This window comes from Paractinoplanes atraurantiacus (genome assembly GCF_900215205.1).
In the GTDB taxonomy this organism is placed as follows: Bacteria; Actinomycetota; Actinomycetes; order Mycobacteriales; family Micromonosporaceae; genus Actinoplanes; species Actinoplanes atraurantiacus.
This window is the reverse complement of the sequence record NZ_OBDY01000005.1, coordinates 258,303-272,689: the sequence shown is the minus strand read 5'-3', so window position 1 is coordinate 272,689 and position 14,387 is coordinate 258,303. Positions and strand designations below refer to the sequence as shown.

Annotated in this window: 13 protein-coding genes and 1 pseudogene; 10 read left to right on the top strand and 4 right to left on the bottom strand. The window is 71.1% G+C overall.

Translation table 11 applies throughout. The features are described from left to right. Positions 1-37 precede the first annotated feature (37 nt). The 4 genes from CRP55_RS15385 (at position 38) to CRP55_RS15370 (ending at position 4,087) form a co-directional block, all read left to right on the top strand. Positions 38-931 (top strand): MurR/RpiR family transcriptional regulator, encoded by an 894-nt coding sequence (locus CRP55_RS15385; RefSeq protein ID WP_097320572.1) that lies wholly within the window; start codon positions 38-40, stop codon positions 929-931. After that, positions 928-1,833 carry an N-acetylmuramic acid 6-phosphate etherase gene (gene murQ / locus CRP55_RS15380; RefSeq protein ID WP_097320571.1) on the top strand — a complete coding sequence of 302 codons (906 nt, stop codon included), beginning with the start codon at positions 928-930 and terminating at the stop codon, positions 1,831-1,833. The genes CRP55_RS15385 and murQ overlap by 4 nt, the downstream gene beginning before the upstream one ends. Before the next feature lie 54 nt (positions 1,834-1,887). Further along, the gene (locus CRP55_RS15375) at positions 1,888-2,847 is read left to right on the top strand and encodes an ABC transporter substrate-binding protein (protein ID WP_097320570.1); all 960 of its coding nucleotides are present in this window, start codon (positions 1,888-1,890) and stop codon (positions 2,845-2,847) included. An 85-nt stretch (positions 2,848-2,932) separates the two neighbouring features. Further along, positions 2,933-4,087: a cellulose-binding domain-containing protein gene (locus tag CRP55_RS15370; RefSeq protein WP_097320569.1), complete on the top strand. Its 1,155-nt coding sequence runs from the start codon at positions 2,933-2,935 to the stop codon at positions 4,085-4,087. Here the strand turns inward: CRP55_RS15370 and CRP55_RS15365 are convergent. Both CRP55_RS15365 and CRP55_RS56210 read right to left on the bottom strand, forming a co-directional pair. Then, positions 4,062-4,634: a helix-turn-helix domain-containing protein gene (locus CRP55_RS15365; protein ID WP_245923005.1), complete on the bottom strand. Its 573-nt coding sequence runs from the start codon at positions 4,632-4,634 to the stop codon at positions 4,062-4,064. The two genes, CRP55_RS15370 and CRP55_RS15365, sit on opposite strands and share 26 nt — an antisense overlap. Continuing rightward, positions 4,529-5,002, bottom strand: a complete 474-nt coding sequence (locus tag CRP55_RS56210) for a cupin domain-containing protein (protein ID WP_097320567.1) — start codon at positions 5,000-5,002, stop codon at positions 4,529-4,531. Before CRP55_RS56210 ends, CRP55_RS15365 begins: the two co-directional genes overlap by 106 nt. 38 nt (positions 5,003-5,040) lie before the next feature. On the opposite strand from CRP55_RS56210, the pseudogene CRP55_RS15355 reads away from it, so the two are divergent. After that, a pseudogene (locus tag CRP55_RS15355) lies at positions 5,041-5,499 on the top strand (alpha/beta fold hydrolase); the annotation flags it as partial. Positions 5,500-5,571: 72 nt separating this feature from the next. After that, positions 5,572-6,873 (top strand): lipase family protein, encoded by a 1,302-nt coding sequence (locus CRP55_RS15350; RefSeq protein ID WP_097320565.1) that lies wholly within the window; start codon positions 5,572-5,574, stop codon positions 6,871-6,873. 62 nt (positions 6,874-6,935) lie between these two features. Here the strand turns inward: CRP55_RS15350 and CRP55_RS15345 are convergent, their stop codons facing one another. Then, the gene (locus tag CRP55_RS15345) at positions 6,936-7,529 is read right to left on the bottom strand and encodes a TetR/AcrR family transcriptional regulator (protein WP_179855180.1); all 594 of its coding nucleotides are present in this window, start codon (positions 7,527-7,529) and stop codon (positions 6,936-6,938) included. A 157-nt stretch (positions 7,530-7,686) separates the two neighbouring features. On the opposite strand from CRP55_RS15345, the gene CRP55_RS15340 reads away from it, so the two are divergent. The 3 genes from CRP55_RS15340 (at position 7,687) to CRP55_RS15330 (ending at position 11,191) form a co-directional block, all read left to right on the top strand. Then, positions 7,687-9,186, top strand: coding sequence for an MFS transporter (locus CRP55_RS15340; protein ID WP_097320563.1), 1,500 nt, complete (start codon positions 7,687-7,689; stop codon positions 9,184-9,186). A 112-nt stretch (positions 9,187-9,298) separates the two neighbouring features. Beyond that, entirely contained in the window at positions 9,299-10,147 is an 849-nt protein-coding gene (locus CRP55_RS15335) for an SDR family oxidoreductase (RefSeq protein WP_097320562.1), read from the top strand. Positions 10,148-10,174: 27 nt separating this feature from the next. Next, positions 10,175-11,191 (top strand): 2-dehydropantoate 2-reductase N-terminal domain-containing protein, encoded by a 1,017-nt coding sequence (locus CRP55_RS15330; protein WP_097320561.1) that lies wholly within the window; start codon positions 10,175-10,177, stop codon positions 11,189-11,191. Positions 11,192-11,270: 79 nt separating this feature from the next. Here CRP55_RS15330 and ligD read toward each other — a convergent pair whose 3' ends face one another. Continuing rightward, positions 11,271-12,230, bottom strand: coding sequence for a non-homologous end-joining DNA ligase (gene ligD / locus CRP55_RS53010; protein WP_179855179.1), 960 nt, complete (start codon positions 12,228-12,230; stop codon positions 11,271-11,273). A 120-nt stretch (positions 12,231-12,350) separates the two neighbouring features. Between ligD and CRP55_RS15320 the strand changes: the two genes are divergently transcribed. After that, on the top strand, positions 12,351-14,387 hold the full coding sequence (locus CRP55_RS15320; RefSeq protein WP_179855178.1) for a hypothetical protein: 2,037 nt from the start codon (positions 12,351-12,353) through the stop codon (positions 14,385-14,387).

The window sequence follows — 14,387 nt, the reverse complement described above, 5'->3', positions numbered from 1 at the left end:
ATTGACGATCGATGGCTATCAAAGGAAACTTTTCTTCATGACGGGGCGGAAGCAGCCAGCAGCGGAGACGATCGTCCGGGCGCGTGGGCTGCTGCCGTCGCTGTCGCCGGCCGAGCAGCGGGTGGCCCGGGTGGTCATCGACGAGGCGGCCACCGCGGCCGGGCTCACCATCACCGACCTGGCCGAGCGGGCCGGGTCCAGCGAGACCACGGTGATCCGGTTCTGCCGGGCCATGGGCTTCGCCGGCTATTCGCAACTGCGGCTGACCCTGGCCGCCGAGGCCGGGCGCACCGTCTCCGACGAGGAGCCGGTGGGCAGCGACATCAGCGAGAGCGACGACCTGGCCCAGGTGGTCAAGAAGATCGCCTTCGCCGACGCCCGTGCGGTCGAGGAGACCGCCTCCCAGATCGACATCGCGGTGCTGGAGCAGGTCGTCGATCTGGTGGCCGGCGCGCGGCGGGTGGACATCTACGGTGTCGGGGCGAGCGCCTTCGTGGCCACCGACTTCCAGCAGAAGCTCTATCGGATCGGCCGGATCGCGTACGCCTGGAGCGACACCCATCTGGCCCTGACCAGCGCCGCCCTGCTCGACGAGGGGGACGTCGCCTTCGGCATCTCGCACACCGGCACGACCTCCGACACGATCGACGCCTTCGCCGAGGCTGGCCGGCGCGGTGCGCGCACGGTCGCGCTCACCAACTTTCCCAAGTCGCCCATCACCCGGGTCGCCGATCTGGTGCTGACCACCGCCGCCCGCGAGACCACCTTCCGCTCCGGCGCCATGGCCAGCCGCCTGGCCCAGCTCACCGTCATCGACTGCGTCTTCGTCGGCGTCGCCCAGCGCACGTACGCCGAGACCCGCACCGCGCTCGACGTCACGTACGCGGCCGTGCGGGGACGGCGGATCGGCGCCGAGCGGAGCCGCGGGTGAGGCCCGTGGACGAGGTGCCGCTGTCGCGCACCGAGCAGCGCAACCCGCACAGCGCCGCGATCGACCGGATGACCACGCTCGACCTGCTGGCGCTGATCAACGACGAGGACCAGCGGGTGCCGGCCGCGGTGGCCGAGGTGCTGCCCGAGCTCGCCGCCGCCGTCGAGCTGGCGGTGACCGCGCTCGCCGCCGGCCACCGCGTGCACTACGTCGGCGCCGGCACCTCGGGCCGGATGGCCGTGCTGGACGCGGCCGAGCTGATCCCCACCTTCGGGCTCGAGCCGGGCCGCGTGGTGGCCCACATCGCGGGCGGCGTGCACGCGCTCACCCGTCCCGCCGAGGACGCCGAGGACGACGAGATCGCCGGCGCCGCGGTGGCCGGCGAGATCGTTCAGGGAGACCTGGTCGTCGGGGTCACGGCCAGCGGCCGTACGCCCTATGTCCGCGCCGCCCTGGCCGCCGCGCGCGCCTGCGGAGCGCGCACGGTGCTCGTGTCGGCCAACCCGGCGTCGCCGATCGCCACCGGCGTGGACGTGCACGTGGCGCCGGACACCGGGCCCGAGGTGCTGACCGGCTCGACCCGGATGAAGGCCGGCACCGCCCAGAAGCTGGTGCTGAACGCTTTCTCCACCGCGACCATGGTGCGGCTCGGCCGCACGTATTCGAACCTGATGACCGACATGCTGGCCAGCAACGCCAAGCTGCGCGACCGCCAGTTGCGCATCCTGGCCGAGGCGACCGGCGCCGACGTGGAGGCCTGCCGCCAGGCCCTGCGCGACGCCGGCGGCGACGCCAAAGTGGCAGTGGTGACGCTGATCGCCGGCGCCACCGCCGACGCGGCCACCCGCGCGCTGGCCGAGACGGGCGGCCACATCCATCTGGCGTTGCGCCGCCTGCATTGACCGATAGGCGCATGTCGATCTAAGGTGCCCGGGAGTCTGCTGGACGGAGTTCCGATGCGACGCTCGCCTCTTCTCGCGGCACTGGCCGCCGTGCTGCTGGTCGTCACCGCGTGTGGCGGTGGTGGCGGCGACGACGCGGACGGCGACGCCGGCCCCGACAAGGTCAGCGCCGGGGTCATCGCCATCGTCGACGTCGCGCCCATCTACCTGGGCAAGGCCAAGGGCTTCTTCAGCAACCGCGACATCGACCTCACGCTGACCACGGCCCAGGGCGGCTCGGCCATCGTGCCGGCCGTGCTCAGCGGCGAGTTCCAGTTCGGCTTCAGCAACACCATCTCGCTGCTGCTCGCCCAGAGCCGCAAGGTGCCGATCAAGGCCATCTCGAACGGCAACAACTCCACCGGCGTCGACGGCAAAGACTTCGCGGGGCTTTTCGTCAAGGCGGACAGCCCGATCCGTACGGCCAAAGATCTCGCCGGGCGTAAGGTGGCGGCCAACACCTTGAAGAACATCGTCGAGACGAGCGTGCGCGCCTCGGTCCGCAAGGACGGCGGCGACGCCACGAAGGTCACCTTCACCGAGCTGGCCTTCCCCGACCAACTGCCGGCGTTGCAGGCCGGCCAGGTCGACGCCATCTTCGTGGTGGAGCCGTTCCAGCAGGCGGCCCTGGCCGCGGGCGCGCGCAAGATAGCTTCGAGCTACGTCGACGCCGCCCCCGACCTGACCGTGGCCATGTACTTCACCTCGCAGGACCTCCTGGCCCGCGACCCCGACCTGGTCAAGCGGTTCACCGAGGCGATGAAGGAGTCTTTGGCGTACGCCGACTCCCACCCCGACGAGGTGCGGGCCGCCCTGGGTGACTACACCAAGATCCCACCCGAGACCCGCGCCGCCCTGGTGCTGCCCCGCTGGCCCGCCGAGGTGAACCGCGCCTCGGTCGAGACTCTGGCCGGCCTCGCGCAGACCGACGGCCTGCTCACCGCCCCACCGGATCTCGACGCCCTGCTGCCCTGAGTTTCGCCCGGGCTCGCCAGCGACGCCTCGTACAACTACAGTCATCGATATATGGGAGCGCTCCCAATGGCTGGAGGAGGTAGTCGTGAAGGGTCGGATCGTGACGGCGGCGGTGCTGGTGGCGGCGGGTCTGGTCGTGGTGCGGGCGCCGGCCGCGACGGCGGCGCCCGCCTGCACTGTCGGGTGGACGGCGAATTCCTGGTCGAACGGGTTCACGGCCGACGTCCAGGTCACCAACGGCGGCGCGCCGGTCACCTCGTGGACGCTGTCCTGGACCTTCGCCGGCGACCAGCGGGTCACCAACGGCTGGAATGCCACGGTCACCCAGTCCGGCAACGTCGTGACCGCGGCGAGCGTCGGCTGGAACGGTCCGCTGGCGACCGGCGCGTCCACCCGCTTCGGCTTCCAGGCGACGTACTCCGGCACCAATGCCGCACCGACCGCCTTCACCTTCAACGGCGTCTCGTGCGGGGGTGACACCCCGCCGCCGACCACCCCGCCGCCGACCACCCCTCCACCGACCACGCCTCCGCCCACCACGCCCCCGCCCACCACACCTCCGCCCGCCGGCCCGGGGGATGGGTTCGAGAACCAGACGGGCGCTGTTCCGTCCGGGGACTGGGCCGTCACCTATCCGGACTGCTCCGGTGCGGGGACCGCCGCCATCGACCGCGCCGTCGCACACAGCGGCTCGGCGTCGCTGCGCGTCAACGGGGCGGCCGGCTACTGCAACCACGTCTTCGTCCGCAACACCCAACTGCTGACAGGCGCGGGCACGGCCTGGTACGTGCGGTTCTGGGTGCGGCACACCACCGCGCTGCCGGCCTCGCACGTCACCGCCGTGGCCATGCGCGACGCGGCCGACGGGGGACGGGATCTGCGCTTCGGCGGGCAGAACGGCGCCCTCCAGTTCAACCGGGCCTCCGACGACGCGACCCTGCCCGAGCAGAGCCCGGCCGGTGTCGCCCTGTCCACCCCGCTGCCGGTCAACACCTGGAACTGCGTCGAATACAAGGTGGACGGCGCCAACGGCACCATCGAGACGTGGCTGAACGGCACCTCGGTGCCCGGCCTGCTGGAGGACGGCGTGCCCACCCACGACATCGACGGCCAGTGGCTCAACCGCACATGGCGCCCGGCCCTGACCGACCTGCGCCTGGGCTGGGAGAGCTACGGCGAAGGCGCCGACACCCTCTGGTACGACGACGTGGCCGTCAGCGCCGCCCGGAACGGCTGCTGAACTCCGCCTGCCAGGCGCCGGGCCGCATCCCGGCGCCGCGCAGGAAGAAGGCCGAGAAGTTCGAGGCGTCGGGAAAGCCGAGCCGCTGCCCGCACCGTACGGGACTCAGCCCGTCGTGGGCGAGCAGCCGCTTGGCCTCCAGCAGCAGCCGCTCCGCCAGAAGGTCCTTGGCGGTCCGCCCGGTCGCGGCCAGGCACGCGCGCGACAGCGTCCGCGCCGACCACCCGAGCGCACGGGCGTAGTGGCCCACATCGTGGTGGTGGCGAAAGTCCACCTCGACGGCGGCGCGGAACCGCCGGAACGTCTCGTCCCCGGCACCGGCGCCGGCGTCGCCGGGCGGGTCGAGCCGCAAGACGAGCGCCGTCAACAGCAGCCGCGGCACTTCGGACACGCGCTCCGCGGCCCGCGTCTCCAGCCGCAGATGGTCGAATGCGGCGTTGATCAGCGGCCACGTGTGTTCGCCGGCCGTCCAACACGCCGCGACGGGCCCGACCGGCGCGACGGCCGCCCTGCTCGCGGCCCCAGTGGGCACGACTGCGGTGGGCACGGCCGCGGTGGGCACGGCCGCGCTGGGCCCGGCCGCGGTGGGCGCGAGGGCGGGAGAGGCGGTGGGCGCGAGGCGGGAGAGGCGATGGAGGCGGACGCGGCGGAGGCGGTGCCCAGGAGCGCGAAGGGCCCGAAGGGAACGAAGGGCGCTGTGGGAATGAACAGGACCAGCTGGCCTGATGTGTGCGCGATCTCGGTCCACCGGTGCACCACTCCCGGTGGCAGCCACACGACCGTGCCGGGGCGCAGGACGTACGACGTGAAGTCGGCCGACACCTCGCCGGTGCCGGCGCGGATCAGGGCCAGCACGTGGAAATCGGCCCGCTGGGTGCCGCCGTCGTTGCGGCGGCGCAGCGTGGCGAACGACATCGTCTCGATGTCGTTCGGCGCCCGACTGGGGCGGCTCGGCCCGCACCTGGCAGCCCGTCATCGAGCGGCTCGACGGCCGCCGGACGCTCGTTTTCGACGCCCGGGGCTGGGGGCGCTCGCGGGCGCTTCCCGGCCCGTACACCCTGGAAAGAATGGCCCAGGACGTCCGTGAGGCGGTTGCCGGGCTGAGCGAGTACGTCCTGGTCGGGCACTCGATGGGCGGCAAGGTGGCCCAGCTCGTGGCGGCCGGGCAGCCGGACGGCCTGACCGGGCTCGTGCTGGTCGCCCCGGCGCCGGCCGAACCCGCCGAGATGATCACGCCGGAGTATCAAGGGCAGCTGTCACACGCGTACGACTCGATGGAGACCGTGACCTTCGCTCGTGACCACATCCTGACCGCCTCGCCCCTGCCGGATCACCTCGCGGCCCAGGTGATCGAGGACAGTCTGAGCGCCGGGCCGGAGGCGCCGGGCGCGCTCGCGGCGTACCTCAAGTGAGAGTTCAACCTTCTGGTTTGTCTCGGGTGGCCTGGTTACCTTCCGGTAACCAGAGCCCCGTGGAGGCCGGACATGCTCAAACGCACACTCTTCGCCGCCGTTCTGCTCGCCGCCTCGATTGCCGTTCCCGCGCCGGCGTCCGCCGCCGCGGTCACGATCCCCGCCTTCTACACGCCGCCGGCGACGTTGCCGGCGGCCGACGGCGCGCTCGTCCGTACCGAGTCGTTGCCGCTCGCCCTGTCGCTGCCCGGCATCACCGGGACCCTGCCGGGAACGGCGACCCGGATCATGTACAAGTCCACCGACGCCTCCGGTGGTCCGGTCGCCGTCACCGGGGCCTACGTCGAGCCGGCCGCGGCCTGGCGTGGGCCCGGCGCACGGCCGCTGGTGGTTCTCGCGCCCGGCACGATGGGCCAGGGCGACCAGTGCTCGACTTCCCTGGCATTGCAGAAGGGCCTGATTCTCGGGTCGGAGCAAGGGCAGACGACCATTTCCATCGGGTACGAGGTGCTGGCCCTCTACCGGCTTCTCGCCAAGGGCATCGCCGTCGTGCAGACCGACTACCCGGGCCTGGGCACGACCGACCGGGTGCACACGTACGTGAACCGCGTCGATCAGGGGCACGCCGTGCTGGACGCGGCGCGCGCGGCCAAGGCTCTTCCGAACACGTCGATCACGGCGGCGTCCCTTGTCGGCCTCTACGGATACAGCCAGGGCGGCGGCGCGGTCGCCTCGGCGGCGGAGCTCCAATCGACGTACGCGCCGGATGTCCGCTTGAAAGCCACCTACTCGGGCGCGCCCCCGGCCGATCTGGCCGCGGTCACGGCGGCGATCGACGGCAGTGAGCTGGCCGCCGCCCTGGGCTGGTCGGTGAACGGATTCGTGCAGTCGGAGCCGGCCCTGCGGCCGCTGGTCGACAAATATCTCAGCGACTCCGGGCGGGCCGCGCTGAAGTCCATGTCGACGATGTGCGTCGGTGACGGGATCTTCGGATACGCCGGGCGGAAGAGCTCGTCGTGGACCACGTCCGGTCAGTCGCTGGCCGAGGTCACCGCGGCCGAGCCGGTCCTGCGCGCCTTCATCGACGAGCAGCGGATCGGCGACCGCAAGCCGACCGGCGTCGTCAGGGTGGCCACCGGCGTGCGGGACAACCTCGTGCCGCATGGCCAGGCCCGCACGATGGCCGCCGACTGGTGCCGTCTCGGCGGCAACGTCGTCTACGCCCCGATCGGCCAGCTCGAGTCGGGCAGCGCCCTGCTGAACCACTTCGGCCCGCTGCTGACCGACCAGGGCACGGCCGTCGACTGGCTCACGCACCGGCTGGCCGGCCTGCCGGCGCTGTCCACCTGCGCGATCCTGCCCGTACAGCCGTGAGCGCTCAGTCCGGTAAGTGGACCGGTGGAGCCGCCGTATTCGAGGGCGTCCAAGCCGCGTGATCAGGCGATGCTGGCGGCTTGGCGGTTTTCTGCGCGCATGCCGTCCAGGAGCAGTGCGAGTTGATGGCGATACCGGTCCGGTGAGGTGGCCCGGGTCGCGTCCAGCACTGCCACCAGTGCGAGCAGCATGAGGTTGATGTCCGTGGCGTCGAGGTCGGCGTTCAGCGTGCCCTGTTGCTGCGCCTTGGCCACTATCTGCTGTACCAATGAGGCGATCGTTTCCCGGGCTTCTGCGATCACAGGACTGAACGGCTCGCCGGTGTCTACTACGCAACGCAGGCAGCCGTTCTCCACCTGTAGTCTCATCGATTCCTCCAGGAACCGGGTGAGACCTTGCCATCCGTCGGACTCCGCCGCGGCCTCGCGCGCGATGTCGACCGCGAGGGTCACTTGGTCCGAGGTCAGCGCGTCCAGCAGGTCTTCCTTTGTCGGGAAGTGCCGGTAGACGGTGCCGACACCGACGCCTGCCTGGCGAGCGACGTCCTTGAGGGTGACGTCGGTCTGCGTGCCGAAAAGCTCTAGAGCCGCCTTCAGCAGGCGCGCACGGTTGCGCGCCGCATCCTTGCGGGTGGGCAGGGTCGACGCGTTGGACATGACGCCAAGAGTACCCGATACGGAACTGAAGTTCCGATTCTCGGCCATGATACGGAACACGGGGTCCGCTTATCCGGAAAATCTGGTCCGCTTCTGCTACCTTGAAGAAGCGGACCTTCCGTTCCGTATTTTCTTCCTCGTGGTTCGTGGAGTCTTCATGTCTCATTCCAGCCCGGTGGCTGATCGCGTCATCGAGCCTGACCTGCTCAGTGGGCGTAAGTGGCTCGCTCTCGCCTTCATCGTCGTCGCCCAGCTGATGGTGGTGCTCGACGCCACGATCGTGAACATCGCGCTGCCGGCGGCGCAGGTCGATCTGAGGTTCGGTGATCACGACCGGCAGTGGATCGTCACCGCATACGCCTTGGCGTTCGGCAGCCTGCTGCTGCTCGGCGGCCGCCTGGCGGATCTGTTCGGCCAGAAGCGCGCGTTCCTGATCGGGTTGGCCGGGTTCGCGCTGGCGTCGGCACTGGGTGGAGTGGCGCCGTCGTTCGGCGTACTCGTCGCCGCCCGGGCGGCCCAGGGCGCGTTCGGCGCGCTCCTCGCGCCGGCCGCGCTCGCCCTGATCACCACGACCTTCACCGACAGCAAGGAACGCACGAAGGCGTTCAGCATCTTCGGTGCCGTGGCCGCCTCGGGCGGCGCGATCGGCCTGCTACTCGGTGGGGTGCTGACCGAGTACCTGTCCTGGCGCTGGTGCATGTTCGTCAACATCATCTTCGCCGTCGCCGCTATCGTCGGCGCCGCCGCCCTGCTGCCCCGGGCGGTCCGCACCGCCCGGCCCCGCTTCGACGTCGCCGGGGTGCTCACCGTGACGCTGGGGCTCGTCGCGATCGTCTACGGCTTCGCCCGCGCTGAATCGGCGGGGTGGTCCGACGCGCTCACGCTGGGCGCGCTGGCCGTCGGCGTGGTGCTCGTCGCGGTGTTCGTCCTCGTGGAACACCGTGTGGCACACCCGCTGTTGCCGCTGCGCGTGGTTCTCGACCGGGACCGCGGTGGGGCCATGCTCGTCCTCGGCCTGCTCAGTGTCGGCCTGTTCGGGTTGTTCCTGTTCCTGACCTACTACCTCCAGATCACCCTGGGCTTCTCCGCGCTCATGACCGGCGTCGCCTTCGTGCCGTTCCCATTGTCGATCATCGTCAGCGCCAACGTCGTCGGCAGCGTCGTCCTGCCCCGGATCGGAGCGCGCCTGGCAGTCGTCATCGGCTCTCTCGCGTCCGCCGCCGGCCTGTTGATTCTGCAGGCGTTGTCCGTCGATGGCTCCTACGCCGCCGTGGTCCTGCCGGCCCTGGTCGTCATCGGCCTCGGCGTCGGCCTGACCTTCTCCGCGGCGATCTCCACGGGCACCCTCGGTGTGGACGCCGGCGACGTCGGTGTCGCGTCGGCGGCGGTCAACATGGTCCAGCAGGTCGGCGGATCCATCGGCACAGCCCTGCTCAGCAGCGTCTACGGCGGCGCGGTCCTGCGCTACGTCCAGGCGAACGAGGGCTCCGATGATCTCGCGAATGCCGCAGCCGTCCACGGCTACCACGTGACCTTCGCCGTCTCCGCGGTCGCTCTCCTCGCCACCGCGCTGGCCGGTGGGCTGCTCATCCGCCGGGTCCGCGACCGCAGCACCACCGCGGCCGAGCACACCGGCGCCGCCGTCGTCATGCACTGACCATCCCGCTGGTCGACCGGCGAGCAGGCACCGGCTCCCGTCGCGGTCGACCGACCCTTCGCCTCTGCACGACACACGCACGCTCACACCACCACCGAAAGGCACAACGACCATGACCTTTGCCATCACCGGCGCCTCCGGCGGGCTCGGACGCCTCACCATCGAGGAACTCCTCGCGGCCGGCACGCCCGCCGACCAGATCGTCGCCATCGTCCGCGACCCCGCCAAGGTCACCGACCTCGCCGAGCGGGGCGTCGTGGTACGCCAGGGCGATTACTCCGACCGGGCCGCCTGGCCGGCGGCTCTCGAAGGGGTCGACCGGCTGCTGCTGATCTCGGTCTCCGGGCCCGGTGCGAGCACGTCACACAGCAGCGTGATCGACGCGGCCGTGCAGGTCGGCGTCGGGCACATCGCCTACACCTCGATCGTCAACGCCGACCACAGCTCGCACCCGCTCGCGCCCGAACACTTCAAGACCGAGCAGCTCATCGCCGCCAGCGGCATCCCGTTCACGATCCTGCGCAACGCCTGGTACCACGAGGTCTACACCTACCTGCTCCCCGGCTATCTCGAAACCGGTGAGGTCGTCGCCGCGACCGGCGACGGCCGGATCTCCGGCGCCGCCCGGGCCGACTTCGCCGCCGTCACCGCCAAGGTGCTGCTCTCCGAGGACACCGGATCCAAGACCTACGAACTCGGCGGCCCATCGTTCACCCTCGCCGAGCTCGCGCAGGTGATCTCCGAGGTCACCGGCAGGACGATCGTGCACCGCGACGTCACCGCCGAGGAACTCACCGCGAGGCTCACGGCAGCCGGGGCGCACCCGATGCTCATCGAGTTCGGCGCCGCGGGCGACACCTCCATCCGCAAGGGCGAGATGTACACCGACTCCGACGCGTTCGCCCGGCTGCTCGGGCGCACACCCAAGCCGCTCGCCGAGTCCATCCGCGCCGCTCTCTGACCGACTCACTCACACAAGGAAACCCTGATGACTGACAACACCCCGTCCTTCGGCATCGTCGGCGCCGGCTCCGTCGGCGTGAACACCGCGTACGACCTCATCCGCGCCGGCGCGAAGGTCACCTTCCTCGTCCGGCCGCACCGGCAGGAGCAGCTCGCCCGCCCGCAGGCGATGTTCTCCTACGCGACCAACACCCTCGACCGCTTCTCCGGCTACGACGTCATCACCGATGCGGCCGAGCTGGCGAGCCAGCGCTTCGACTTCCTCATCGTCACCCTCGACAACGCGTCCCTGCGCGCCGAGGCGGGCCTGAAGCTGGTCAAGGAGATCGGCCGCGCCTTCCGCGGCACGAACACCGGCGTCATCCTCGGCGCCGTCGGCATCGGGGTCCGATCCTGGTTCATCGCCGAGTCCGGTTTGTCCGAGGAGCAGGTCGCCATGGGCAACACCGGCGCTCTGATCCACGAGGTCGCCGCAGCCGGCCTGCCCGTCGACCCGTCCGTCGACGCGGATCTGCTCGCCCAGGCGGACTACGCGTTCAAGCACCTCGGCCCGGCCGGCTTCACCATCGACGACAGCTCCCCGAAGCTCGCCGAAGCCTTCACCGCGGCCTACTCCGGCAACGGCATCCCCGCCGCGGCCATCATGCCCGCGGCCGAGATGGCCATCGGTGTCGCCATCCTCACCCCGATCCTCGCCTGGGAGCTCCTCGGCTGGCAGCCCCTCGACACCATCGACGCCTCGCACGAAGCGTGGCAGCTCGGCGTAGCCGCCACCCGCGAGATCCAGCGACTCAGCGTGTTCGGGCCCACCGGCCAGGCCGCCGCCGAGCAGACCACCCCGGAAGGGCTGCTCGAGATGTTCCGGCAGTTGACGCAGCTGTCCAAGCCGCTCGACTTCGCCGCGTTCAACGCCTACCACCACGGCGGCAAGGTGCACCAGCAAGACCTCGACTTCCTCGACGACGCCCGCAGCCGGGCCGACGCCGAAGGAACAGACGTGCCGGCGCTGCGCGAGCTGATCAGCCGCCTCCGCGAGGCCTGACCGTCCCGGAGCCGGCTCCGCACCGGCCATTTTCCGGGAACTGGCGTACATGATCGGCCGGCATGGGCTTATGGCGCGGTCATCGCAACTCGGGCAGTTGGGCGCACGACGGATCCCGGTCGTCGAGCACGCCTCGGTAGACCGGGTGGCGCAGCTGGGTTCCGCCCGTCCACGAGCGGTACGCGATGCGGGCCACCACCTCGGGCTCGACCCAGGTGGCCTCGGCCATCGCGGCGGCTTCCGCGTGGCTCGCGGGTGGGCGGGACCGGCGCAGCGGGGTGAGCCGCCGTTCGAGCTGTTCTCGTGAGGCGCCGGACAGTCCACTGCCGACGCGGCCGATCAGGTGCAGTCGCCCGGCTCGGTCGTAGGCGCCCACGATCAGCGCGCCGATGCTGTCGCGCAGCCGGCCCCGGCCGGGCAGCCAGCCGCACACCACCACGTCGGCGGTGTGCGGGATGACGGTCTTGATCCAAGTCTTGGCGCGAAGGCCCGGGGTGTACGGCGAGGCGAGCCGCTTGCAGACGACGCCTTCCAGGCCGTGCTCCTGGGCGGCGGCGTAGACCTCGGCCGCGGCGCCGGGGAACGAGGGCGGCGTCTGCACGCCAGTTCCCCGCAGATCAAGTTCTTCGAGCAAAGAGCGGCGTTCCGCGTACGGCGTGGCCAGCAGCTCCCCGTCGCCGAGCACCAGCAGGTCGAACACGTACAGGGTGACCGGCGTCGCCCGCAGCAGCCGCGGCGCCGGATCGCGCACGCCGATCCGCTGCTGGAGCCGGGAGAAGTCGGTGACACCGGCCGCGTCCAGGGCCACCAGTTCGCCGTCGAGCACGGCCCGCCGCCCGCCCAGCAGCTCCGGCAGCACGGCCAGCTCCGGGAAGTGGCCGGTGACGTCGCGGCCGGTGCGGCTGTGCACCCGCCACCCGTCGCCGCTGACCGTCACACAGGCCCGCATCCCGTCATGTTTGAACTCCGCCGCCCAGCCCTCGCCGACCGGCACCGGACCGGGCGTGGCCAGCATGGGAGCGATCACGGGCGGCGGCACCCCGTGATCGTCGAGCGGCCGGCCGGCGCACCGCAGGCGAACGGGCCGAAACCAGTCGTCATGGCGACAGATCAGCCGTCGATCCCTCCGGCGCGGCAAAGATGACGATGAGGGAGGCACATGACTGTCCAACTGCGGGGGCGGGCCGGGGACGGGCCGCTCGATCATCTGCGCACGATGATCAGGGCGTTGCCGGTGCCGACCTCGCCCGTGACCTTTCCCAGCCGGGAGGCGGCGCTCGGGCTGGCCCTGATGGACCTGTCGTTCCGGCTCGACCATCTGCCGCGACTGTCGGAACATCTGACGCTGATGGACCGCGGGCACATGAGCCGGACCATCAGCGTGGACGTCGACCTCGACCTCATCTCGGGACGCCTGCGCGACACTCTCACGGTGCCGGGGGAGGGTTCGTCGCTGTGGGTGCCCGTCTCCCGGTACAGCCGGCGCGACCTGGCGCCCGTGGTCATCCGGGAGTCGAACGGCGAGGTCGTACCCCGGCTGTCGCACCGCGACGCCAACCGGGTCACCGCCGCCGCCTTCGTCAAGCTGCTCTTCATGCTGATCAACGCGCACGAGGACGTGTCGGCGCCGGCCAGCCCGATCCACCAGCTGCGGCACACCCATCAGCGGTCGCGCTGGCTGATCGAGGCGGCGATCACCGAGCTGATCATGGTGGGATCGCCGGCCGGGCAGCGGCTGCACACGCCGCTCGACCACGCCGAGCTGACGGCGCCGGTTGCTCGTGGGGGCGGCTCTCACTCCGTACGGGACCTGGCGCTCGTCGGTCTTGAAGCTCTTTTCCCGGGAGACGAGCAGGTGCCGTTCGCGCGACTGCTGCAATTGGCCGTACGGCAGTACATCCTGGTCGCCCAGCTCGGCCTGGACCGCCCGCGCCGGTTTCTGACCTGGGAGGCGCCGCTGCTGCCGGCCCAGCACCGGCCGGCGCCGCTGCAGACACTGGCCAAGAACGTGCTGCCGGTCAACCGCGAGTTCGTCGTCGAGTACGAGACCGAGATCCCGCGCTCGGTCAAGGCGTACCACCTGACCCTGGAAGTCCGGCAGGAGATCAGCGTGCGCCGGTTCCTCATGTCCAGCGACGTCGACGAGGAGTTCGTCGAGGTGCTCGCCCAGGACCTGGAGTCGGTGGCCCGGCGGGCCGCCCTGCTCGGCGAGCACCACAAGCTGCTCGAGCTGGAGATGCAGGGCATCGCCTCCCGGCTGGCCGAGCTGGGCCGCCGGCGCCTGGTCGACCTGGCCGGCTACGAGGCTTACCTGGCCCGCCTGCCTATCCCGGTCGGCCCCGGGTCGGCCCCGCCGCCGGCGCGGCTCACCTCGGCCCAGGTCCTCGAGGCGCTGTCGCACGGCGACTGCTCGCTCGAGGTGCTGGCCGCGTTCTGCGCGCACTACTCGGCCGACGGCATGCAACACCTGGCCAAGAGCCTGCTGGCCGGCCCGGCCCTGCTCAACATCGCGGCCGGCCTGCGCGCGGTCCAGGCCGGCCGGGACGTCACCACCGACAACGACCCGCGGGAGCACGGCGCCCACGCGCACTGGCGCCGGCCGTCGGTCGAGCTCAGCCCGCAGTCGACCGAGCCCGTGCGGGTCTTCGCCTACATGGCGCTGGCCGACGAGGCGCCGGCCCTGATCGAAAGCATCACCCGCATGGTGGCCGGGCTGGCCCTGGTCGTCCTCGGCATCGGGACGCTGCTGTCGGGCGGGATCGAATGGCTCTACTCGCCCGAGGTGTCCGAGCATTTCGTGCCCGAGCAGGCCGACGCCGTCGTCGCGGTGCTGCTGCTGGTGCCCGGCCTGCTCCTGGCCCGGCTCGACCTGCCCAGCACGAAATCGGTGCTGGGCCAGTTGCACCGGTTCCAGCGCACCCTGGCCGCGGCGTCGGTGGTGGTGACCACGGCGCTGGCCATCGTGGTCGGCACGGTGCAGTCCGACCGGGAGATGACCCGGATGTTCCAGCTGGCGCTGGCCATCCTGCTCGGCATCCTGGTCTGCTGCCTGTGCGAGTTCTACGCCCGGCGCATCCACCGCGGCAGCTCGGTACCCCGCTCGACGAAGGTGCCCCGCTGGCTGCGCGACGCCCGCCGCTCCACCCGCCACCCGGTCGAGCCGGACGACTTCTTCGACGCCCGAGGCGAGGTGTGA